This is a genomic window from Arthrobacter antibioticus (assembly GCF_030063205.1).
GTDB lineage: Bacteria > Actinomycetota > Actinomycetes > Actinomycetales > Micrococcaceae > Specibacter.
The window spans coordinates 87522-110549 of the sequence record NZ_JASISQ010000008.1 but is presented as its reverse complement, the minus strand read 5'-3'; the positions used below and the strand labels follow the sequence as shown (position 1 = coordinate 110549).

General features: G+C 58.6%; 19 protein-coding genes and 2 pseudogenes. 9 read left to right on the top strand and 12 right to left on the bottom strand.

The features are described from left to right. Positions 1–32: 32 nt before the first annotated feature. Positions 33–2258, bottom strand: coding sequence for an HNH endonuclease signature motif containing protein (locus tag QMG40_RS15165; RefSeq protein ID WP_283531940.1), 2226 nt, complete (start codon positions 2256–2258; stop codon positions 33–35). A 293-nt stretch (positions 2259–2551) separates the two neighbouring features. Between QMG40_RS15165 and QMG40_RS15160 the strand changes: the two genes are divergently transcribed. Together QMG40_RS15160 and QMG40_RS15155 are read left to right on the top strand one after the other, a co-directional pair. Next, entirely contained in the window at positions 2552–3052 is a 501-nt protein-coding gene (locus tag QMG40_RS15160; RefSeq protein ID WP_283531938.1) for a DUF456 domain-containing protein, read from the top strand. 44 nt (positions 3053–3096) lie between these two features. Beyond that, positions 3097–3639 carry a thioesterase family protein gene (locus QMG40_RS15155; RefSeq protein ID WP_283531937.1) on the top strand — a complete coding sequence of 181 codons (543 nt, stop codon included), beginning with the start codon at positions 3097–3099 and terminating at the stop codon, positions 3637–3639. Positions 3640–3734: 95 nt separating this feature from the next. Here QMG40_RS15155 and QMG40_RS15150 read toward each other — a convergent pair whose 3' ends face one another. Continuing rightward, positions 3735–4199 carry a hypothetical protein gene (locus tag QMG40_RS15150; protein WP_283531936.1) on the bottom strand — a complete coding sequence of 155 codons (465 nt, stop codon included), beginning with the start codon at positions 4197–4199 and terminating at the stop codon, positions 3735–3737. A 226-nt stretch (positions 4200–4425) separates the two neighbouring features. Here QMG40_RS15150 and QMG40_RS15145 point away from each other — a divergent pair, with 226 nt between their 5' ends. Then, entirely contained in the window at positions 4426–5082 is a 657-nt protein-coding gene (locus QMG40_RS15145) for a GNAT family N-acetyltransferase (RefSeq protein WP_283531935.1), read from the top strand. A gap of 90 nt (positions 5083–5172) precedes the next feature. After that, the gene (locus QMG40_RS15140) at positions 5173–5664 is read left to right on the top strand and encodes an acyl-CoA thioesterase (protein ID WP_283531934.1); all 492 of its coding nucleotides are present in this window, start codon (positions 5173–5175) and stop codon (positions 5662–5664) included. A gap of 9 nt (positions 5665–5673) precedes the next feature. On the opposite strand, the gene rraA is transcribed toward QMG40_RS15140, so the two are convergent. Then, a complete protein-coding gene (rraA, locus tag QMG40_RS15135) occupies positions 5674–6150 on the bottom strand; it encodes a ribonuclease E activity regulator RraA (RefSeq protein ID WP_283531933.1) in 477 nt (158 codons plus the stop codon). A gap of 218 nt (positions 6151–6368) precedes the next feature. On the opposite strand from rraA, the gene QMG40_RS15130 reads away from it, so the two are divergent. After that, entirely contained in the window at positions 6369–9239 is a 2871-nt protein-coding gene (locus QMG40_RS15130; RefSeq protein WP_459253022.1) for an FAD-binding and (Fe-S)-binding domain-containing protein, read from the top strand. Positions 9240–9413: 174 nt separating this feature from the next. Then, complete coding sequence (locus QMG40_RS15125; RefSeq protein ID WP_283531932.1) at positions 9414–9839, top strand: universal stress protein; 426 nt, start codon at positions 9414–9416, stop codon at positions 9837–9839. 111 nt (positions 9840–9950) lie between these two features. Here QMG40_RS15125 and QMG40_RS17435 read toward each other — a convergent pair whose 3' ends face one another. The 5 genes and pseudogenes from QMG40_RS17435 to QMG40_RS15105 form a co-directional block, all read right to left on the bottom strand. After that, a complete protein-coding gene (locus QMG40_RS17435) occupies positions 9951–10145 on the bottom strand; it encodes a hypothetical protein (protein ID WP_459253027.1) in 195 nt (64 codons plus the stop codon). Positions 10146–10162: 17 nt separating this feature from the next. Next, positions 10163–11311 (bottom strand): annotated as a pseudogene (locus QMG40_RS15120) (acyl-CoA dehydrogenase family protein); the annotation flags it as partial. Between the two features lie 180 nt (positions 11312–11491). After that, positions 11492–11932 (bottom strand): DUF5956 family protein, encoded by a 441-nt coding sequence (locus QMG40_RS15115; protein WP_283531931.1) that lies wholly within the window; start codon positions 11930–11932, stop codon positions 11492–11494. A 15-nt stretch (positions 11933–11947) separates the two neighbouring features. Then, entirely contained in the window at positions 11948–13279 is a 1332-nt protein-coding gene (locus QMG40_RS15110; RefSeq protein ID WP_283531930.1) for a glycoside hydrolase 5 family protein, read from the bottom strand. Then, the gene (locus QMG40_RS15105; RefSeq protein ID WP_283531929.1) at positions 13276–16521 is read right to left on the bottom strand and encodes an alpha-mannosidase; all 3246 of its coding nucleotides are present in this window, start codon (positions 16519–16521) and stop codon (positions 13276–13278) included. Before QMG40_RS15105 ends, QMG40_RS15110 begins: the two co-directional genes overlap by 4 nt. 533 nt (positions 16522–17054) lie before the next feature. Here QMG40_RS15105 and QMG40_RS15100 point away from each other — a divergent pair. Further along, complete coding sequence (locus QMG40_RS15100) at positions 17055–17318, top strand: YdeI/OmpD-associated family protein (protein WP_283531927.1); 264 nt, start codon at positions 17055–17057, stop codon at positions 17316–17318. 111 nt (positions 17319–17429) lie between these two features. After that, positions 17430–18566 carry a serine hydrolase domain-containing protein gene (locus QMG40_RS15095; protein ID WP_283531926.1) on the top strand — a complete coding sequence of 379 codons (1137 nt, stop codon included), beginning with the start codon at positions 17430–17432 and terminating at the stop codon, positions 18564–18566. Here QMG40_RS15095 and QMG40_RS15090 read toward each other — a convergent pair. Continuing rightward, the gene (locus QMG40_RS15090; protein WP_283531925.1) at positions 18563–19063 is read right to left on the bottom strand and encodes a hypothetical protein; all 501 of its coding nucleotides are present in this window, start codon (positions 19061–19063) and stop codon (positions 18563–18565) included. The two genes, QMG40_RS15095 and QMG40_RS15090, sit on opposite strands and share 4 nt — an antisense overlap. Between QMG40_RS15090 and QMG40_RS15085 the strand changes: the two genes are divergently transcribed. Then, positions 19035–20237, top strand: a complete 1203-nt coding sequence (locus tag QMG40_RS15085; RefSeq protein WP_283531924.1) for an FG-GAP-like repeat-containing protein — start codon at positions 19035–19037, stop codon at positions 20235–20237. The two genes, QMG40_RS15090 and QMG40_RS15085, sit on opposite strands and share 29 nt — an antisense overlap. A gap of 81 nt (positions 20238–20318) precedes the next feature. Here QMG40_RS15085 and QMG40_RS15080 read toward each other — a convergent pair whose 3' ends face one another. From QMG40_RS15080 to QMG40_RS15070, 3 genes and pseudogenes are all read right to left on the bottom strand, one after another. Further along, positions 20319–21737 (bottom strand): dihydrolipoyl dehydrogenase family protein, encoded by a 1419-nt coding sequence (locus QMG40_RS15080; protein WP_283531923.1) that lies wholly within the window; start codon positions 21735–21737, stop codon positions 20319–20321. A 9-nt stretch (positions 21738–21746) separates the two neighbouring features. Then, positions 21747–22694: an ABC transporter substrate-binding protein gene (locus QMG40_RS15075; RefSeq protein ID WP_283531922.1), complete on the bottom strand. Its 948-nt coding sequence runs from the start codon at positions 22692–22694 to the stop codon at positions 21747–21749. Continuing rightward, positions 22691–23028 (bottom strand): annotated as a pseudogene (locus QMG40_RS15070) (ABC transporter permease); the annotation flags it as partial. The gene QMG40_RS15075 and the pseudogene QMG40_RS15070, both read right to left, overlap by 4 nt.

Below are 23028 nucleotides of genomic sequence, written 5' to 3'. Positions count from 1 at the left end.
TTCACTCCCGTGCATTGTTAACGCCGACGTGGCTACTTGTGGCGTTTTTTGGGGTGTTTGGTGGTGTTTTCTTTTGGTGGGTTGAGGGTGTGGTTGATGTGTTTTTTGAGCCAGGTGGGGTATTGGGTGCGTTGGGGTTCTTGATGTTGGGGTTTTTGGTAGTTCCCTGATGGGGTGATCCAGCCGATGCGTCCGTCGGGGGTGGGTTGAGGGGTCCAGCCACGAAGACGAATGTTTTGCCGGTGTGGTTCTTGATAGCGGCGGTAGTTACCGTGGCGGTCTTTATCGTCCTTGAAGTGCTTGAGGCGGTGGTGACGTGCGCAGGCAGGGCGAAGATTAGTCATGGCCGTGGTCCCCCCGTGTTCCCACGCGTTCAGGTGATCCAGCTCAGTGTCCATCACTGGATAAGGACAATTAGGGATGTAACAACCCCCAGTCAGGGCTTGCAGCACAGCTTTTTCAGCGTTGCTAAGTGTGTACCGGTCCGGGTTCAACGCTAACGCTTCCCCACTGATCGGATCGGTGAGCACGCGTAGGAACGTGTGTGAGGCTGCCATGAGTTTCCTTGCGATTTCTTCTGGTACCGGACCGGTGCCGATACCCACAAGCTCCGCGGGCTCATCAGTTATCCCTAACAAGCCCAGGAAAGGAACCTTCAGGAGAATCAATGCCTTTGGTAGCGGCGGATCCGTAATGACTTTCCCCTGCGCCAGTGCGTGAAGCTGGTCTAAGTATTCTTGTTGCTGATCTTCCACGATCCCGTCAATGACCCCATTGACGAAACCTGAACCATCCCCCACTAACTCCCCCATCACCAGAACATCCACCCCAACATCTACTCCAGCAGCTACACCACTATCGCCAGCGACGTCCTGGGCAAGGGTAGGGTGCGCATCATCCACCGCACTGCCCTCACCACCTAATCCCTTCCCAGCCCCCTTCTCAGCCGCGGGGCGCTCTTGAACAGGGAGGTACCCCTGAATCGGGTTACCTGGATTATGCAGGGAGTCAGCCTCACGTCCAGGGCAGGATTCACGCACGTCACCACCTATGGCACCACCGCCTGTGGCATCACGGTCTTTGGGGTCAGGGTCTGTGTGTGTCCAGATAGGCTCCGGATCAACCAACCTCACCCCAAAGCCCGAGCTAGATCCCCCGAAACTACTCTCAGGAGCGTTGCTGCGATCGTCGTTGTGCTCTGGAGCGCTGGTGCTGGTCTTGCTGGTGCTGGCGTTGTTACTGCCGGTCTTGGTGTAGTTGTTGGTGGGTAGTTCTTGGCCCATCAGTAGTAGTGCAGCAACGTCAACACGAAGTTGATCTAGTGTTCTGTATTCCCCACGATCTCCCCCAAACCCATTCCCAGCACCTGAACCGGCCCCATTCCCAAAACTGGGGCCGGGGCCGGGGTTAGGGTGTGGTGTGGGGTGGGTGTTGGTGTGGTTTTTGATGGCTCGTGCTGTGCGGGTGCAGTGCGTCATGATTCCTGCTGCGGCCAGGGTGGGTAGATGCAGGCTTAGCCAGGACATCCCGTCGCGGCCTTCTTCGCAGAACATTTTACGCCGTGTGAAGGCTTCCTTGGTGGCGGTGGTGAGGGTATCTGGGAATGTTGACTCACGGGCCCGGCGGGCTTTGGCGGCAAACACTGATGCGGTAGCCCCGGGTGCTAAGCACAGCAATCGGGTCTGGAAAGCGGCGACTTCAGGGGCACTGATGCCACTGCTCTCTTTGACCGTGGTGATCTCATCAGCGATCGTGCATGCGTGCCGCCAAGATAAAACCCCTGCTTGTAAAGCCTTGAAAGTGACTGGGTGTTTTAGAACCTCCACGCAGTGATGCGTGAGTGCGGCAGCTGTTCGTTCAGGGATCCCTAAGACCAAAGCTGCTTCCAACACGGCACTACTTTGCGCTAGTGATGATTGGTTCCGGTCTAGATCAACTAAAACTCGTTCTACTTCTACCGCACCCATTAATCGTCCCAACAGGGCCGCTTTACACGCCGCGGTAGCGTCTTCTAAACGCTTCACTACCGCCAGAGCGCCGATAGCACCATCATGAACACCACGCACCACACATAACTGAGAGGGCGGCTCCGGTTGTGGCGGGGGAAAGCCAATCAGTGGCGGTAATCCTGCCAAGGATGGATTGTCAGTGCCGAAGGGTTCAATAGAGGGAAGAGCGGCTATCGCACCAAGGAGTGCGGCCACATCCTGTGTGGCTTCCTCGCCCCGTTCTCCGGGGGCCATCACCGGAATACTCATACCACAAGTCTACGCCCGTCGTAACCGAAACGCTATAGTTCCTAGAAGAAACATTCTAAGCAATATCTACTCAGACCCCACCACGCCTCAGCTACACAAGCCGAAACACAAACCAAAACACAAGCCGAAACCCGACCCGCACCCACCCCCACAACGCAAGAACCGCCGTCGCCCCCCATCAGCAGCACCAAGCGTTGGAAGCCCGCAAGAAAAGCGCGCAAAGGGATTTGGCGCAGAGGGAGCCACCTTCACCAAAGCAGTAAGCCGCAGGAAATAAATGGGATCATTGCAGGATGGACGCTCAGATTATTTGGACAATTATTTGCGGATTGGCAATAGCGGTTGGGGCCGCGGGCATTATCATTCCCGTGCTTCCTGGCAGCATATTGATCGCCGTCAGCCTGTTCGTTTGGGCGCTGGTGTTGGGGTCTCCGCTGGGATGGGTTATTTTTGGTATCGGCTTACTGCTTGTTGCGGCGGGCATGGTCTCGAGTACTGTGCTGACGGGCCGCGTCATGAAGGAACGCTCCATACCTGGGCGGTCTGTGTTGATCGGCGTGGTTTTGGGCGTTGTAGGTTTCTTTGTAATTCCAGTGGTGGGCTTGCTGGTGGGCTTTGTTCTGGGCCTGTTTCTCTCGGAATTTGCTCGAAAGAAAGAAGTGGGACCCGCTATCTCTTCATCCCTTGCAGCTTTGAGGGCCATGGGGCTGGGGATACTGGCAGAATTTGGCTTTGCGGCCATGGCCGCAGGCACGTGGGTCACAGGGGTTTTGATTTACTTTGTAAACAGGTAGACATGCTCAAGCTGCATTATGTTACTAGCAAGTAACATGTAGTCATGCACCTCTTATTGCGTACTCTCTTTCATATTTTCTGTTCATGGCGCAGACCTGCCGCGACACTGTGGGGTAACTCGAGCGTGCCCATGCGTGTATGGCCAAGCGACATAGATGTAGCGCGTCAACTGAACAACGGTATGTACTTCTCCCTGATGGATTTGGGCCGTATGGATCTGATAGTCCGCAGCGGGGCATGGAAGAAAATGCTGCGCCGGGGCTGGAGTCCCGTATCAGGGGCGGAAACTATATCTTTTAGAAAGTCGCTGCAACTGTGGCAAAAATACTCCATGGAGACGCGGATTATCGGCACCGATGAGCGGGGCTTCTATTTTGAGCAACGAATGGTGGTAACTGGCGAGATTTACGCTCAGTCCATCGTGTGGATGCGCTTTGTAGGTAAGGGACGACCCATCCCCATGGAACAGCTGCTTGAGGTCTTTGGGCTGCCGCCGCAGGGTCTCCAGCTTCCAGCATGGGTGCACCAATGGCAGGCAAACAATGCGCTGCCCAGCGCCCGCAACCCGGCTCCACACAATTGGTGAGCCAGAAGGTGTGAGCTAAAAGATGTGCGCCACAGTCTTTACGGGCCGCGCAACTGGGTGAAGCGCGCTAGTGAGCCGCCTGGGGAAAGCCAACTCTAGGGGACGTCGAATGCCACGTTGATGTTCGCCATCCTGCCGCCGCAGCGCTCGTTGCCTGACACGCGTGTCCAGTTCAGTGCCGTGGATTGGGTAGCCAAGAGCTTGCCGTCTTGGTCGTAGACCCTGAAACTAACAGCTGTGGGAGGTGGCGCACCCAAGACCAGCAGCCACGATCCGTCCCTTTGCTGGGTGAGGATGCGCGAGTCTCCGAGAGAGCTCTTGGCGAACGTGGGAGAGGTCGGGACACAATCCGCGTCCGGACAAGCAGTGACTGCTGCAGCCTTGACGCTGCCGCTGTTTACCAATGACAGTGAGAGGTTGTTATCCCATGTGGGAGAGGGGCACGGGGCGCTGTCGCGGTCCAGTACTATTGCGCCGATGATGAAGGCCATACAAAAAGCGGAAACGAGTGGAACCAGAATGAGTTCCACGCGTCGGCGAGTTGTTGGAGCGGCAGGCATGAAGCTATGTTATCGAACGAGTCTGACTGTTTGCCGCGAGAGATAGCGCCTGAGGCGGCTCCTGAACTAGGGCCTGAACTAGGGCCTGAACTAGCGCCTGAACCGACCTCTGACCAACGGTTCAGCCGGCTCGAACACCTAGCAGGACGCGGGTGGGGGAGGGCAATATATCTATTGGCAGATGCTGTTCGGGCCTGACACGGGGGAATTCCATTAGGATCTGAACATGTCTTGTGAGACTTCAAAGGTCCCCGTCCCCGCACAGCCGATCTATCCGTTCCATGCTCAAGTCCCTGCCAAAGCGCCTGCCAAATCCTCTGCCAAGGCGCCAGCAGACTGCGGGGCGGAAGACATCCGCCTCCGCCCCATCGCGGTGGCGGATGCGCCGGCCGTGAACGCATATAGGTCGCTGGCAGAAGTGGCAAGATATCTCCCGCACCCTCCGCAGTCCTTGGCCGACACCGAATTGACGGTTGATGCAATGGTTGCCCAACGTGATTTTGCCACCCCCGGACAGTGGTTGGATCTGGCCGTTGAGCTGGGATCTTCCCCTGAAATCGTGGGAGAGGTACTGCTGAAGTGGGATGGCGATAATTGGCGGCGGGGAGAAATCGGTTTCGTTTTCAGCCCCACAGTCCAAGGTCGCGGTGTGGCCTTCGCTGCATGTACCGCAGCGTTGGACCTTGCCTTCAACCACTTTGGATGGCACCGGGTAGAGGGGATTTGCGATGACAGGAATGAAAAGTCAGCATCCCTGATGACCCGGCTGGGGATGCGCTTGGAGGCCACATTTGTGGAAGCTGACTGGAGCAAAGGCGAATGGATTACCCTCCGCCACTACGCCATCTTGAGCCGTGAATGGCCTTCCCATGAACCAGACTGAGGCCGCACGGCAGCGTGATGACTGGCTATCGTGCCCGAAGAGAAGACGTGCCCGAAGTAAAGATGTGCCAGGAGAAAGAAGCGGATTGAAATGAAAGTTGTGCAGGAAAAGTTCGACGACGGCCAGCGGCTCACGCTGGCGGTGCCCATGCGCTGGGGAGACATGGACGCCTATGGGCACATCAACAACGTAGAAGTTCTGCGCATCCTCGAGGAGGCCAGGGTGCATGCCTTTGGCCCTCCATCGGGAACCGGGCTCCCTGGAACTGATGTGGAGATGCCCATCTTTTCCGAACTGGCCGCCGGTGTGCAGGCACTAGTGGTGGAGCACAGGGTTAAATATCTGGCCCCGTTGAATTACCGCAACGTTGCGGCGAGCGTGCAGTTGTGGATCAGTGCCATAAAGGGGGCAAGTTTCACAGTGGCTTATGCCATTTTTGATCCGGTCACTGAAAGTAAATGCGTCATAGCTGAAACTGTGCTGGCGTTCTTCCATGAACCTAGCAATACCTTGGTGCGACTTCCAGCGGAGAAGAAGAACCAACTGGAGCCCCTACGCGGACCAGCTAACTTCAAACCCTGAGTCTCTCAGCTATGTAAGAGGCGGGGCCACAAGGATTCCGTCGGGGTCGGCGTAGAGCATCGCTCCGGGAACAATGATGACATCACCCAAGCTGACTGGGACATCAACGCGGCCTATACCGTTTTTATTGCTCTTGGCAGGATTTGTTCCCAGGGCTTTGATGCCTAGATTGATGGTTCCAAGCACCACGCTGTCACGGACGCAGCCATGGATAATGACTCCGGCCCAGCCGTTGTCCACAGCGAGTTGGGCGATCATGTCTCCCATCAGGGCAGTACGCAGTGAGCCGCCGCCGTCGATAACCAAAATGGCGCCCTCGCCGGGAGTTGCCAAAGTTGCCTTCGCCAAGGAATTGTCTTCTAAGCACTTGACGGTGCGGGCCGGGCCGCTAAACGCGGCGACAGCACCGAAATCCCGAAATTGGAGTGACACCGAGGTTAACTCTGAACCGCGCTCGTCATAAAGATCTGCTGTAGAGATGGTCATGGGGCTCCCAAAAATAAAGGTTGTTAGCTGCTAGCAACAGCATAGGGGGCATGAGGGCCCACTATTAGTTCATGACAGCCGGTTCATGCGAGCTGCTTGCTTTGCGGCAGACCCCGCACAAGACTAGCTAGAGGGCCAATTGGTTGCTGCCGCTTTGTGTTTTGAATGTGAAGCTCTGAAATCGACAGAAACAGAAACAGAAGAGGGAAAGGGCAGGCATGCCGGGGCATAGAAGTGCGGTTAACGGGGGTAACGCGGCGTTAAGTGGGCCGCTGCTAAAGGAAGTCACGGCGGCGATGGCGGCGCCGGAGCAAACTCGCACACGTGCCCTTGACCGCCACGCAAACGCCCATGACGCCTCACACTTTCTGCTGATCCCACAGGCAGTGGCCGTCCCGGAAAATGCTACTGAAGTGGCCAAACTGATGATGGTCAGCGCCGCTCGTGGACTGCCATTAACCTTGCGTTCCGGCGGGACAAGCCTGAGCGGTCAGGCGGTCAGCGCCGGTCTGCTGGTAGATGTGCGGAAGAACTTTAGAGATATTGAAGTGCTCGACGACGGTGCCCGTGTGCGCGTGCAGCCGGGAGTTACGGTACGGGATTTAAATGCCCGGCTGTTGCGCTATGGACGGAAATTTGGTCCTGATCCCGCAAGCGAGGTTGCTTGCACCGTGGGGGGAGTGATTGCCAATAACTCCTCGGGGATGGCCTGTGGCACCACGGATAATGCCTACCAGACTCTTGAATCAATGACACTGGTGCTCCCCAGCGGAACCGTTATCGACACGGGCGCCGCCGACGCACCTGCCCGGCTCCGGTCTCTGGAGCCGAAACTCTACAAGGGTCTTGGCGAGTTGGCGGAACGGGTGCGCAGGAATCCGCAGTCGCGTGCCACCGTGGAACGACAATTCGCCATGAAAAATACCATGGGTTACGGACTTAACTCACTCCTTGATTTCTCCGATCCCGTTGATATCCTGGCGCACCTTGTTGTTGGTAGTGAAGGGACACTTGGGTTCGTGGCTGAGGCCGTCTTTAGGACTGTTTCACGGCTGGCTCACGCCACGTCCGGGCTGCTGGTCTTTAAGGATCTCGAGGCGGCCAACACCGCGCTGCCGGCGTTGGTGGACAGCGGAGCAGCCACGGTTGAGCTCATGGATGCGCTGTCGCTGCGGGTGGGGCAGGGACTGAGTCAAGTACCCGCAGTTGTGCGGGATCTTAAGGTTGCACACCATGCGGCGTTGCTTGTGGAATACCAAACAGGCAACGCGGGCGAGCTTGCTGAGCTCAATGCGAAGGCTGTGCGACTCGCGGCAACGTTGGGATTGGAGGGGCCGGCGGGTTTTAGTACCGATGCTAAGGTGCGTGCAGAGTTGTGGCACTTGCGCAAGGGGCTGTACACCGCGGTGGCCGGGGCTCGCCCTCCAGGCACCACCGCACTGCTTGAGGATGTGGTTGTTCCGGTTCCTGCGCTCGCGCGCACGTGCCGGGAGCTGGGGGCGTTGTTTACCAAATACAGCTACGAAAACTCGGTTACTTTTGGGCACGCCAAAGATGGCAACATTCACTTCATGCTGACGGATAATTTTGCCAGCAAGGACGAGCTTGACCGCTATGCCGCCTTCACCGAGGACATGGTGAACGTGGTGCTCGGGGAGGGTGGCTCGCTTAAGGCCGAGCATGGCACAGGGCGGGTCATGGCACCGTTTGTGCGGCGCCAATACGGGGATGAGTTGTATGAGGTGATGCGCCGGATCAAGGCATTGTGCGACCCAACGGGCATGCTGAATCCAGGGGTAATTCTCGAAGAGAACCCATTAGCACACTTGAACCATATAAAGTCTGCGCCCCCGGCCGTAGACCCGGAAGTGGACCGTTGTGTCTCCTGCGGCTATTGCGAACCGGTGTGCCCCAGCAAGAATCTGACGCTGACCCCGCGCCAGCGCATTGTCACTCTCCGCGATATGGCGACGGCCCGGGCAGATGGCGATGATGCTCTCGCCGATGCCCTAGCGGCGGATTATGATTACGCCGGCGTAGACACTTGCGCCGTGGATGGCATGTGCCAAACCGCCTGCCCTGTGGACATCAACACGGGTACTTTGGTGAAGCGGCTGCGTGCGCAGGCTGCCGGGACAGTGGAAAAGGCGGTGTGGGGTACGGCTGCAAAGCATTGGGGGCCCGTGACTCAGGGGGCCTCGCTGGCACTGGACGTGGCCGCGAAGGTGCCAGCCGCCGTCGTGCTTCCCGCCAATAAGCTCGGGCGCAAGGTGCTTGGTGCTGACACCCTGCCCTTGTATTCAGGGGAGCTTCCCGCAGGAGGGGAGGCACGACGTCGGCCAGCACCTGTGGGGGAAGCGGTGGCCGTGTATTTTCCCGCCTGTGTGAACGTCATGTTTGGTCCTGCTGCCAGTGGTTCGGCTGGAGTGCAGGCAAGTTTTGAGCAATTGTGCTTCGCGGCTGGGGTTGAGTTGCTGGTCCCGGATGGTATTGACAGTGCGTGCTGTGGAACGCCGTGGTCATCGAAGGGGATGGTGGATGGATTGGCGCAGATGCACACGCGAACGCTGGCCCTGTTGCGTCAGGCAACGCGGGACGGGGAGTTGGAGATCATTTGTGATGCCTCCAGCTGCACCGAAGGATTGCTGCACACCCTAGAAAACGAGGTTTTGAGCCCGGGACAGCGGCCACTGCGGGTCCTTGACGCCGTGGCATTCACCGCCGAACGTTTACTGCCGCTCTTGGGTGGAACATGGGCGCGGCTGGATTCCCTTGCGTTGCATCCAACTTGTTCGTCGGTGCGCTTGGGACTGAATCCATCCTTGGTGGAGCTGGCACAGGCCGTTGCGGACTCGGTTTACGTCCCGGAAAGCTGGGGCTGCTGCGGCTTTGCCGGGGACCGGGGCATGCTGCACCCGGAATTGACGGCCTCAGCGACGCAAGCCCAGGCAGCCGAGGTGGCCACGATGGGCGCCTCCGCCCATGCTTCCTGCAATAGGACGTGTGAACTGGGTATGAGCCGAGCCACGGGGGAAGAGTACCGCCACGTGCTGGAGATCCTGGCCGATGCGCTCACCGAACCCTCGTAGCTGTAGGCAACGGGGCATCCGTGGAGCGCAGACGATTAATATTGGCGGCGTAACAGGAGGGTAAGTTCGGGCACGTTTAGGCCAAAGTGCAGGCATTTGTGGCTAAAGTAGGGGACAAGATTGGTGCTGGTGCGCAAAGCACCGGTGTTTCGGAGCAACCAAAGGATGAAGCAAATGGCTGGAATCATCATCGTCGGCGTCGACGGCAACACAACGTCCATGAAGGCTGCACGCGTTGCAGCAGAACTAGCCAAATCACTTGGCTACACCTTGCGCGTGGTTACAGCATTTGGCGAAGACCGAACCGAGAAGGTTTCCATCGGCAACGACGAGTGGTTCCTCTCCACGGCCGATGAGGCTGAGCGCGTTGCACAGCGCGTTGCGGAAGAGCTGAAGATTAGCGGTGTCAAGACCGAGTACTCCTCCGCCTTGGGCAAGCCTGCCGACGTCTTGATCGAAGAGGCCACCAAGCTCAAAGCCAAATTGATCGTTGTTGGCAACGTGCGTATGCAGGGCTTGGCCCGCGTTCTGGGCTCCGTGGCGAACGCCGTCTCACATAACGCCCCGTGCGATGTGTACATCGTCAAGACTGACGGCTAATATTTCTCGTTTCACCCAACGCGGGGGTGGTTATTACTATTCGCAGTGCGTCTACGCACTGCGAATAGTAATAACCACCCCCGCGTTGTTTTTTGCCGAGCATGGACCGTGTCAGCGATATTTGCGGTGTTGATTTTCCTGAAGAGACGCCCCGTCTGAGGCGTCGGCAATCCAGGCTCCTGTACCCTCCGAAGGATTGAGCACTCCCTCTTCAAGCCAGGTGAAGTCTCCGGCCAAGAGTTCCTCGCTGAGTGACTTATCCGAATCGTCGGTGTTGTGGCACAGCTCATTGAACAAGGTTTCCACGCGGAGCCGTGACTGCCACGCAACAGCTGTTCGGCTGGGATGGCACGCTCTCCTCGTGCGGCGAGGGACGCGGCGCTTTCGTAGCCGCGACCGCCGCGGATCTGAACCAGTTCATCGGCACACGTGTAGGAAAATTCGGAGGACCATAGCTTGGCGAGTGCCGCTTCGATACGGACGTCCTTCATGCCCGCATCGGCTAGGGCTGCGAAGAGCTCGAACACAGCTTCCAGGGCGAAAGTAGTGGCCGCCATGAAGGCCAGTTTCTTGCCAACCGCCTCATGCTGTCCAACGGGCAAGCCCCACTGGGCCCCTGCATTGGATCATTCCCGGGCGATCTTCAAACCCTGGCCCTCCCGCCCCAAACGATTTTCAGCGAGAACACGCACCTGGTGGAAACGAGTCACACCATTTTCAATACCGCGAAGTCCCATGAATTCATTGCGATTCTCCACTGTGATGCCGGGGGAGTCTGCCTCCACCACGAACGCTGTGATGCCGCCTGTTATGCGTCCTAGAGCATCGAGCCCCCGTGAGGGAATAAGAGCCATGACGACCACAAGTTCTGCAATGGTGCCGGTGGTTGTCCATAGTTTTACGCCATCCAAAATGTACTCGGACCCGTCCTTCGAGGGCACAGCTAAACACCCCATCCTGGCAGGGTCGGAGCCAACGTCCGCCTCGGTGAGCAGGAACGCTGTGACAGCACCCGCGGCACAGCGCGGCAAGTACTTTTGTTTTTGTTCAGCTGTACCAAATACTTTTACGGGTTCGGGTACCCCAATAGACTGATGAGCTGAAAGTAGTGCACCAAAGGCCGGATGAACGCTACCCAAGATGGCCAGCGCTCTGCCGTAATATGTGAGGTTCAAACCTAGGCCGCCGTACTCCACAGGGATTTTCATACCAAAGGCGCCCAGTTCCGCCAGTCCAGCAAGGTACTCGTCGGGGATTTTTGCATCCCGCTCGACCTTGGCGCCGTCAAGGCTTCTGGCATAGGCATCAACCTTTTTCAGAAATGCTTCACCGCGTTCGGCATCATCGGCAGTGGATTGCGGGTGGGGATGGATCAGATCGATGTCAAAATTGCCCAGGTACAGCCCCTTGGCGAAACTGGGACGAACCCATGCATTTTCACGCGCAGCTTCGGCAGCGCCATCGTGGCTCATGGCTTCCTCAATTCCGCCGGCGGACTGGCCGCTGCCACCGTCGGCTCGGGGTGAAACACGGTAATGCCTTGATGCTTCACGGGCGTAGGAGATGCTACGCGGGCGTAGGGGTGGCGGCTAGGGGCCGCGCGAATCCCCGGCAGCCCACGGGCCCTCCGCGCCTAGGGCTGCCGGGGCACCCTAGCGCGGGGCAGTGGCGTAAAAATCTTGCACTACCCGGTGAAACAGCGGTCGAAGCTTGGCCGGATGAGTCCCGTTTTCCCAAGCCAGGGTGATTTGTGACCCGAGCTCCTCAGCTAACGAAATCCCCACCGGCCAACCTTGCGGGAGGCGCAGGAACCAGTCAAAACCCGGGGGCCGGGCGGCGACCCCGGCATCGAGCAGAAACTCATTTACTGCCTCGTTCACGGTATGCCTGTCTTTCGCGGTGAAAGGCGCGGCGGTGTGGGATTCCACTTCGTGAAGGACTTGCATAACGCGCACCTTCTTCTCCGCATCTTCCTGGGCGGATCGGCTGAGATTATCCGGACCGGCCGTCCATGCCATCAGTGCAAACCAGCCGCTTTCTGGCAATAGTTCCCAACCTTGTTCGCAGTCCCTAGGCTGCACCTCATCCCACATGGAGTTCCCCGCTTTCTAGTCTTGGCACCCGGAGTGTGTACTGCTGTGAGCATCGCTGATATCTCTCACGTCGGTGATGCCGCGGGCAGCGAGGTAGCGGGAGTTCTCCCTCTGGGATGCTCGCACCAGGGCGGGCTTCTGACCGGAAGCGGTTAGTTCCAACCACGCCGGGAACAAGGCGCCGGAAGGATCAGCCACCGAGCGCCCAACACCTGTGGCTTCATCACCCGGGTCAAAGGACAGGGCCGTGGATCGCCAGACTGGCGCCGTGGGGTTGGTCTTCTCCGCGGCAATCAGTTCCGCCAATCGCTGCCCGCCCGGCTTAACCCGACGCTCAGAATCCAGTAGGCCTAGAGAGTATTCCAGCTCGGGGAAGTCAGCTAGTTTCCTGCTGACATCATGAGAACACCACCACGTCACACCCCACAAATTGGGAGTGTCCAGCACTGGCCTAAGGCTCTGCTCTAGGAAGTCCGCGGCACCTTCCACAGGGACAGCCGGATGTGGGGCACCGATTTCCTGTAGCCAGATAGGCCGTGCGGGGTCGTTGGAATAGGCATCCGCTAGCTGCACCAGGTAGTCAGCGAAAAGGGTGCGAGCGGGGTGACCCTGCGGGAACAAACGCGCCACGGCCACGAATACCCACGAATGCACAGTGGTCACGTCGCCCAGGGATGTCGCGTGTCGGGGAGTAACCGGACAGCTATCCACAAACCAGGCGTTGTCATCAAAGCTGTGTTGGTGCATGCCTGTAGGCCATGCTTTGCGGGCGGCAGCTAGCAAGGTTGCGAACCATTCGCCCATCTCCGCCGGTGAGGTGACCTGCTGTTCGGGGTGGCGCGCTACAGCAAACTGGTTCGTTTCATTGCCCAGCGTCATGCCCAGCACGTTGGGACGTGAGGTCACCTCGGCGGCCAGGGCCACAATCAGCTGCGTCTCGGCGTCCACTACCTGCGGGTCGGTGTACATGTTGCGCCGGTGCCAGCTCGTCACCCACGACGGCAGAAAATCAAAGCTTGAAAGGTGCCCCTGCAAGCCGTCCACGGAGACGTCCAAACCGAACTCCGCAGCGGCATCCACCACGCGGCCCACATCGGCAATCCCGGCCGGACGGATCAGTGACCGGTTGGGTTGCAGTAACGGCCATAGCGGGAAAATCCGCACATGGTCAAGACCCAGCTTGGCAATTGACTCAAAATCGGCCCGCACGGCATCAGCATCAAAGTCCTGCCACGAGTGGAACCAACCCTCGCTGGGCGTGTAATTCACGCCCCAACGCAGGGGATTTTTTCGGGCAGCAGCTCTCTGGTCCCGGTTGGTGGGGGTTGCGATAACGGGGCGGCTCATTTATTGCCTTTCTGCAAGCGTAAGGTAAGGATCTGGAAGGGGCGCAAGGCCAACAAAATAAGAGGATTGTTGGACTCCATGCTGCCCGGGGTGTCAGTACCTAAGGTGAGGGATCCGGCGTCGTACGGCTGCTCTAGGAGGTTGTTCTCCAGCACATTTGCCACCGGGAACGACGCCGAGAGGGTCACCTTGGCGCGGCCACCAAGCGGTTCGTAGAGACGGACGATCACGTCACCACTGCGATCGTCGGCCAATTTGACGGCCTCGATGATGGCGGCCTGCGAATCGGTGCGCACCAGTGGTTCGATGACGGTACGGCCGGACCCATCGCCCGGCACGCCGTGCCACGGCAGATTTAGTGCGTACCCGGCGGCCACCGCGTCCTGCACGTCCGCGCCTACCACGAGCCCGTAGCTGAAAGAATGCTGGCCCTGGTCAGTGGTTGGGTCGGGGAAGCGGGGCCCGCGCAGCAGCGACAGGCGCACGGTGGTGAAACTTGAGCCGTTGGTTCCGGGGTGGCGAGAGACGTCGTGGCCGTAGGTGGAATCGTTGATCACCGCAGCGCCAAAGCCGGGTTCGCCCACATGTACCCAGCGGTGCGCGCAGACCTCAAAACGGGCGTTATCCCAGGACGTGTTCTCATGCGTGGCGCGTTGAATGTGTCCATACTGGGTCTCAAAACGGGCGTGATCGGCGTGCAGATCGAGCGGGAAGGCAGCTTTAAGTAGGGTCTCCTGCTCATGCCAATCGACATCGTTGTGCACGGTGATGGTCTTAGAGTCCGGAGCGATGCGCACGCGTTGGGTGATGTGTGAGCTGCGGAAACTGCGTTTGATGGTGATCTGGGCCAGACTGTCCAAGATCGTGACCTCCATCGAGTCCAGCTCGCGAATGTCCGTCACTGTGTTTTTGTAAAACTCGTCAATGTCCCACGCATCCCACATGTTTGGGAAGTCGGTGTGTAACTGGAGCAGGTTGGCGCCCTGCCCGGACGGTACCAGCTCGCGGTTGGCCGCAATATCCACAATGGAGGTGATGACGCCGTCGGCACCGAAACGGACACGGATGAGTGTGTTCTGGACAACTATTTCCCCGTTCCCGTCCCGCTCCACCGTCACTTCCGTGGTGTCCGGTGACGGGACGCCTGCGCTGAGAGGGGCAATGCCGCGGCGCGGGTAGGGAGAGGCATTGAAATGCAGGGCGGTCCCTAGCCTCTCTCCCACCGCGGCGGGGCCGGAGCTGCGTGGTTCAGAGCCGTCTGGCCCAGAATCGGCCGGCCCAGAGCGGTCTTGCCCAGAGTCGGCGAGGGCGTCCACCGCTGCAAAGATGATTGCTTTCAGGTCTGCCGCAATCCGGGCGTAGCTTTCGGCTGCTTCACGGTGTACCCACGCGATCGAGGAACCAGGCAAGATGTCGTGGAATTGGTTTAAGAGCACCAGCTTCCAAATCCGGTCCAACTCTGCATAGGGGTAGTCGATGAGGCCGCGCACGGCTGCCGTGGTGCTCCATAGCTCTGCCTCGCGCAGCAGGTGTTCGCTGCGCCGGTTGCCCTGTTTGGTCAGGGCCTGCGAGGTGTACGTGCCGCGGTGTAGTTCAAGGTACAGCTCACCCTTCCACACGGGAGCATTCGGGTATTCGGCCTCAGCGCTCGTGAAGAACGCTGTGGGAGTTTGGATGGTGACCTGCGGGGAGCCTTCTAAATTTTTGGTTCGCTTGGCCCGGGCCAGCATTTCGCGCGTGGGTCCACCTCCGCCGTCGCCCCAGCCAAAGGGGACAAGTGAATTCTTTGCCGCACCTTTGTCGCGGAAGTTGCGCACGGCATGGGCCAGTTCAGTTCCTGAGAGCTGAGAGTTGTAGGTATCTACGGGAGGGAAGTGGGTGAACACTCGGGTCCCATCGATACCCTCCCAGTTGAAGGTGTGGTGCGGAAACTTATTAACTGTGTTCCAGGAGATCTTCTGAGTCAGGAACCATTTGGCACCTGCCTGTTTCACAATCTGTGGCAGCGCGGCGGAGTACCCGAAGGAGTCCGGCAACCACACTTCCTGGCACTGTATGCCGAAGTTTTCGGTGAAAAAACGCTGACCGTAGGTGAACTGGCGGGCCATGGCCTCGGAGCCCACCATGTTGGTATCTGACTCAACCCACATACCCCCGACCGGGATGAAGCGGCCCTCGGTGACGGCAGCCTTGACCTTTGCGAACACCTCCGGGCGGTGCTCCGCCAGCCACTCGTATTGTTGGGCGGAAGACATAACGAACTGGAATTCGGGGTCTCCGGCTAGCAGATTAATGACATTGGAGGTGGTGCGAGCCACCTTGCGTACTGTCTCCCTTACCGGCCACAACCACGCCGAATCAATGTGCGCGTGCCCAATGGCGGTGATCTGGTGGGCACTGGCGCTGGCTGGCTGCGCGAGCACGTTGCCAAGTTGTGCGCGGGCAGCGGCAGCCGAGCCGGGAACATCGGTGAGGGAAACGGCGTCGAGCGCGCGTTCCAGAGCGTAGAGGATGTCCCAGCGGCGTGGGTTGCCCAGATCAAGCTCATTTTGAAGCTGGTCCAGAACCTCAAAATCCTGGACGAGCTCCCACACCTCGGCGTTGAAAATATTGATGTCTGCCCGGGCCATGGTGTAACGCGGGGTATCCCCGGCGGTGAACTTCTCGCCCAGCTGGGTTGGGACAAAGGGGTTATCGGTAAATACGAAAGGGTTCGCCGCAGCCTCAACATAAAGGTCAATTGATTCCCCGCCCTGAGCCAATTCCGCCACTGGAACCCAAGTGTTCAAAGGGTTCAGCGCCTTGAGAGTGCTCCCATCAGGACGATAAATGAGCCCTTCGGCCTGGAATCCAGGCCACGACTGGCTAAAACCCAAGTCCACCACGAGTTCAATTGTGTGACCCCTCGCCTCAGCGGGAACGGTACCGCTGAGATGAATCCAGCTGGTGCCCCACGGTGGCCCCCACTGGTCTCCCACTGCGAAGGGCTGGTAATCCACGCCTGTGCTGGGAGACCCCGTGGCGGGAGACCCCGTGCTGGGAGACCCCGTTGCCGCGGTGCCGCCGTCGTCCGTTGTTCCCTGGGGAAGCGCCTCAGCCGGAGAGACAGGTTCGCCCTGGCCACCTGCAACATGCCAAGCCGTCAAGGTCAGGGCAGCGATGGGTGTGTGGATGGCCGGGATGATCCGCTCAACCAGGACTCGTTTGAGCCGGCTTTGGATTAGGTCGTGTTTGTCATGCATGGGCAGAAACCTTCCAGGAACGGGTGGCGAAGGGACGCAACCGCCAGTCTAGTGGGGTGGGTGTACCCTGTGGCGATTGAGACCAGCACAGAAGACGCATCGCTGGCCGCGATTTTCCGTGCCGTCATCGGCTGGCGGTTAAAACGTTAACGGTCAAAGCACGGTGGAAGACTCTCCTTGCCTTGACGGTGGCGCCTGGGAGCCGCTGCTATGGGGAAACCAGCACCCGTGAATGCTGTTATGAACCCGGTGGCTGGCCCAGAGACCTTCGCGTCGATTCAGAGATCTGCGGTTTTGTTCTCATTTTCCATCGGCGTAGTCCGGAGCAGTTCCAACGCTGCACCTTTACCGTTGGCGAGTGTGGCGAGTGTGGCGAATACGCCTATGGTGAGCAACAGCCACGAGAGCGCGTGGTCCCAATTTATCTTCGATCACCGGAGTGCAACGTATGCTACGGGCCAGCCGCTAGCCGAAACTCTCCGGGTCCGTGGTCAAGCGGACCTGCTGGCACACCGGCCCGCTATCGTAGTGGTATGAGTAGCGAGCCAGTGCCCGGAGGGGTAGTCCACGCTTTGCCGGCAGACCTGAGAGAGGCCCTGCTCGCCAACCCTGTGGCGCGAGTTCTGTGGGACGACATTACGCCGTTGGCTCGCAATGAATTTATCTGTTGGGTTGAAGATGCCAAACAAAAGACGACTCGAGTGCGCCGCATTCGCCGAACCCAGGAAGAGCTTGAGCAAGGTCAGCGACGGCCCTGCTGCTGGCCGGGGTGCAAACACCGCGAGCGAACGGACTGAGTATTTACAGGGGCGCCGGGAGTCACTAGTTCATCTCCGTAGAACGCGTAGCGGGTCAACCCGTGATCCACAAGGAGGCGCCGCGGGTGCGGTATTCCCTAGAGTGGTCCCATGACACTTTCACAGCAGCCGGGCGCCGGTGCATCCCAAGGCCTCGCCACCGAACAATTTACCGGTGTTCGGGAACTTTTTGATTCCATGCTCGACGCCGACCCCGGCTACAGCGCGCAGCTGGCCGTTTACTTTAACGGCGCCAAGGTGGTTGAACTCGTGGGCGGCCCTGATTCTTCCGAGAACTCACTTACGGGCGTGTTCTCGTGTTCCAAGGGAATTGCCGCGCTCGCCTTCAGCCTCCTGGTGCAGGATGGCCTGATCGATCTAGACGCAACCGTTGCCACCTACTGGCCGGAATTTGCTGAGAACGGCAAGAGTGCCCTGTCAGTTAGGCAGCTGCTTTCTCATCAAGCTGGCTTGTTGGGTGTACAGGGTGGTTTTGCCATGGAGGAGTACAACGATCTTTCTGCCGTGGCCGAGCGGTTGGCCGCGCTAGAGCCGATGTGGCGGCCAGGCAGCGGAACGTTCGGTTACCACGCGCTCACCATGGGTGTCTTCCTTGAGGAGTTGTGCCGACGCGTCAGCGGAGAGCGGTTACAGGACCTGTACAACCGTCGTATTCGAGCACCCTACACGGCTGACATGTACCTGGGCCTACCCGAATCTGAAGAGTCACGCTTCCGCCCTGTCCTGTTCCAGGAAGAGCCTGCGGCCGGGTTTTTTGAGCCGGGTTCCATTGCAGGCGTCTCAGCGAATGTGTTTGCAGGAAATCTTCTAGGAATGCCCAATGTCCGAAGTGTCCGAGCGGCAGGAAGTTCCAGCGGTGCAGGGGTGGGATCAGCTGATGGGCTGGCCCGTGTCTATGCCGGTGCAACTACCGGGATCGACTTGCTTCCGCCCTATTTGAATCCTGAAACTATTGCGCTCATGAGCCAGGAACAGGTGTGGGGGCTAGACAGGGTCTTTTGTGAGACCAGCTCATTTGCCATTACTTTCATGAAGGCCCACCCGCGCATGGACTTTGGCAGCGCCCAAGCCTTTGGACATGAAGGGGCCAACGGCTCATTGGGCTATGCTGACCCCCTCTACGGAATAGGGTTTGGATACGTCCCAGCATGGAACGAGGCGGGCGCAACCGGGGGCAGGGCTATGCAGCTCAGCGCAGCGGTACGAAAGGCAATTCTGGCATCCTAGTCGCCTCGTTCTCTTGGTTCCGGGGAACACGCCCATAAAAATAAGGAAACGAATTTGCGCAACACACTTAGGCGCATCGCAGCGCTATCTCTCACGGCTACCCTGCTGAGCGCAGGTGTGGGTCCTGTTGCTGCGGCGCGTTCAGTTTCACCCGGTTCCATGGTGCAGTGGCAGACTCCTTCGCCCACAACAGAGTCGGCGATGCCCGAGGTGCCGAAAAATCTGGGGGAGCCTGTTCCTAAGTCCGCGCCGACTCCAGAACTTGTTTCCACCCCGACTCCTTCGTCTTCAGCGTCGACTGCCCCCGCTCCGACTGCAATTAATCCTGCGCCTTCGGCCCCTTCGGCCCCTTCTGCGCCTTCGGCCCCCTCGGCGACTGCTAAGCCGGCGGTGCCCGCGCCTGTTCCGGCGACTGTCAAGCCGGTGACACCAGGCCCGGGTACGCCCCCAGTAGGTGTTCGGACTCCTTTGGCCCAGCCTTTGGCGGATGCGGCCACTGCCAGTAACCCTTACACGGCTCAGGTGCTGGTTTTAGCGAATAAATATCGGGCAGCCAATGGAGCAGGTCCGCTGGTGTGGAACAAGAATATTTCCACTGGATCTCAGCAGTGGGCCACAACGTTGAATACGCGAATCAACAAAGGTTCTCTGGACATAAACAATCTGCATCGAGCCGACGCCGGGCGATCTATTTTGCCTGCAGGTGCGGACATGTACTCGGAGATCATTGGTATCAACGGATCAGCTCAACAGATTGTTGACTGGTGGATGGGATCTCCGTCGCACCGTGCGGCTTTGCTGAACAAGCAGGCTACTGACATAGGCATAGGACAGGTCAAAATCTCTATGAGTGGCTGGAACGGGTCGTCGGTGGTGGTGGCCAATTTGGCAGGTTATGCGTCATCACGGGCCGTTCAGCCGCAACCCGCACCGGTTCCTGTAGCCAACGCGGGAGATGTGGCCGCCGTCGACCAAGCCGGGAATCTTTTCATTTACGGATCAGCCAAAGGAGGTGACTTATGGCAGCGTCGATTCATCTCAGGGGGCTGGAGCGGTGTGCAGCAGCTGGAAATCGTCGACTTCGATTCCGATGGCCGCCAAGACATCGTGGCTAAATGGTCAAGTGGGCATCTGACCGTGAGGTACGGGCAAGCAAATGGCGCACTTTCCGCACCGTTGCAGATCGGCAAAGGGTGGGGATCTTTTGACATTATGGTCATCAAATGGCGCACCAGCGACAAATTTCCGGCAGTTGTAGCTAAATCGCGCGTCACCGGCGAACTGTTCCTCTACCCGTCTCCGAATGGTCGCGGATTCTCTGTACGTACAAGGATCGGAACCGGATGGGGGTCATTAAACGTTCTTGCAGCGGACTTCGATGGTGATGGACGCAGTGATGTTCTGGCCCGCAATACTGCCGGAGCATTGTTGCTGTACCGGGGCAACGGAGGCGGCGGATTCATCGATGAGCCACGCAAGGTGATTGGTTCCGGCTGGAATGGTATGACGCACGTTTCAGGCATCAATAACCACCTCGGCACCCATCAGTGGGGCATTTTAGCGCGTGACCGTGCCGGAAACCTGCACCACTACCCAATGCTAAGGGGGCGCTTTGGTGTGCAGTCAAGAATTGGCTCCGGTGGCTGGGGGCCGCTCCAGCTGGGAAGTTGAGGAGATAGTCCTAGCCCACAGGTTCAGGCACCGGCATTGTCATTATCTCCAATCTCACCAGGGCAGGCTCAAAACGGAGGGCTACTTTAGATCTGCCAATGCCTCGGGGATAGCTCGGTGGAACGTGGGGTAGGCGTAAATCATCGTTTTTAGTTCAGCAACGCGGATGCGGGCATGCACAGCCAAGGCCAGCAGGGACAGTAATTCCCCACCTGTGGGTCCGGCGGAGGTGGCACCCACCAGAACGCCGGCCTGGGTGTCTTCGATCACCTTGATGAAGCCTTGGTTTCCGGACTTGTGAATCCACCCTCGCGCGGATGCACTGATTTCGGAGTAGCCAACTCTAATGGTCAGGCCAGCTTCTCGAGCCTGATTTTCGCTCAGACCGACGGCGCCAATTTCCGGGTCGGTAAAGGTTACATGTGGAACTGCATGAGACTCAGCGGAGCCTCGGTCCTCACCGAGGATATGACCGGTCACAATATTGGCCTGGTACATGGACATGTGGGTAAACGCTCCGGCACCTGCGGCGTCACCGATCAGATAAAGACCGTCGGTCAACTGCATGTGCTCATCGAATGACGGCGCATGTTTGCCGTCCCAGTCAATATTCGCTGCTGCCAGCTCAAGCGTCGCTAACTGCGGTGTTCGACCCGTGGCGACCAAGAAATTCTCCGCCGAAAGCTCTGAAACGCCGGCGCCAGGAGCAGTGCGACTGGATGCCGCCAGTTGCACTTTAAAGATCCCATCTGAATGAGCAACAGCTGTGATGTCCCGGTTATTCAGTATCTTTATGCCTTCGCTACGGAAAACCTTGGCCAGCAGATCTGCTGCTTCGGGTTCTTCGCGCGAAAGCAGGCTGGAACCGCGCAACACCATTGTTACCTTGGTGCCGAATCTGGTGAATGCCTGGGCTAATTCCACCGCAATGGGGCCGCCTCCCCAAATAATCAGAGACTTCGGCGCCACCTCCGTCTGCAGGGCTTCCCTGTTGGTCCAAAACGGGGTCTCAGCCAGTCCCGCAACGTCGGGGACTGCGGGGTTAGTGCCGGGGTTGAGCACCACTGCCCGCCGGGCCCGAAAGGTGCGTTCACCGCCGTCGGGCATAGAAACACAGACTTCTCCGGCTCCAGTGAGCCTGCCGGTACCACGAACTAAGCGGCCACCCTTATCCGTGAACCGCTTGGCGGCGACGGCATCATCCCAGTTGTCCGTAGCTTCAGAACGGATGCGGGAGGCCACCTTGGAAAAGTCCGGTGTGACCTCCACGCTGCCGGCAAGATCCGGAATACGAAGTGCTTCGGCCACCACGTTGCCAGCCCGTATCATCATTTTGGACGGGACACAGCCAAAGTATGGACATTCTCCGCCCACAAGCCGGGATTCCACGCCCACAACGTCTAAGCCCGCAGCGGCTAGGTCCCCGGCAACGGACTCACCACCTGGTCCCATGCCGAGGACTACAACATCAACTTCATCCGGTTCAACCGTGGTGGCCATGAAAGCTCCTTACTTGGTGATGCCCTTGTCCTTGAGCCACTGTGCTGCGGCGGCCTTGGGATCCATCTTCTGATCGCCCTCAACCTGTGTGCGCAAGGCAATCAAGTCTTCGGTGGTGAGCTGCTTGGAGACGTTGTTCAGTGCTTTTTGGCCAGCCTCGTTGACCTTGTCAGTCTTGATAATGGGGATAACCTGCTGCGCCCCGATCATGGACTTGGGGTCCTGCAGAACCACCAGCTTGTTAGCGGTGATTTCAGGAGAGGTAGTAAAGATATCGGCGAACTGGACCTCATCGTTGAGCAGCGCCTTCAAATTCAATGCTTCGCTGCTTGCGCTGAACGCTTTGAAGTCCTTGGGCACGCAATCATAAAGTTTTTTCAAACCGGGCAGACCGTAGGGGCGGGTCTGAAATTCTGATGGCGCGGCCAGCGTCAGTTCACTGCATACGGGGGTCAGATCGGCAATCGATTTCAGTTTGTACTTGGCAGCAGTTTCCGCAGTCACAACAATGGCATCCTTGTCTTCGGCGGATGAGGCGTCCAAAACACTGATTCCTGCTGGCATCTTAGCGGGCAATGCGGCAAGAATACCGGCTCCATCAACCACGGTGTTGCTGGCATCGAGATAGCCCAAGAGGTTACCTGTGTATTCGGGCACAACATCGATTGAGCCGTCTTCGAGAGCCTTCAAATAAACCTCACGGGCGCCAATGTTCAGCCGTGTGGTGGCATCCATACCGGCAGCACTCAAGGCGCCGGCATAAATTTCAGCCAAAATTGCGTTCTCTGGGAAGTTAGCCGAGCCAACCACAACGGCCTCTCCGCCACCGGCTGCGCCGCTGGAGGTGTTCTGCGCCAGTGGATCGCCGCCACCGCAAGCGGTAATGGCAAAAGCTACGGAGAGTCCAGCGGCAGCTCCAAGGAACCCGCGGCGTGTGGACGTGGAATTTTTATTCATGATTTATCTCCTGTAGTAAGAACTTTTTCTTCCATAGTTTCGCCGTCAAGGGCCACCTCATTAGGAGCAGCCTGCTCCGAGGGCGTTCCTGCGGTCCGCAACCCTGGTGAAACAACTGAACGCTGCAGTAAGGCTAACAAACCGTCAATCACAATGGCGACGGCGGCGATCGCCACGGCCCCGCCAAGTACCTGACCGTAATCCTGCACTGCAAGTCCGTCAATAATGTAGCGCCCTAGCCCCCCAAGACTAATAAAGGCCACAACAGCCACGGTTGAGACTACCTGCAGCACGGCAGATCGGAATCCACCGAGCATCACGGACAGCCCGTTGG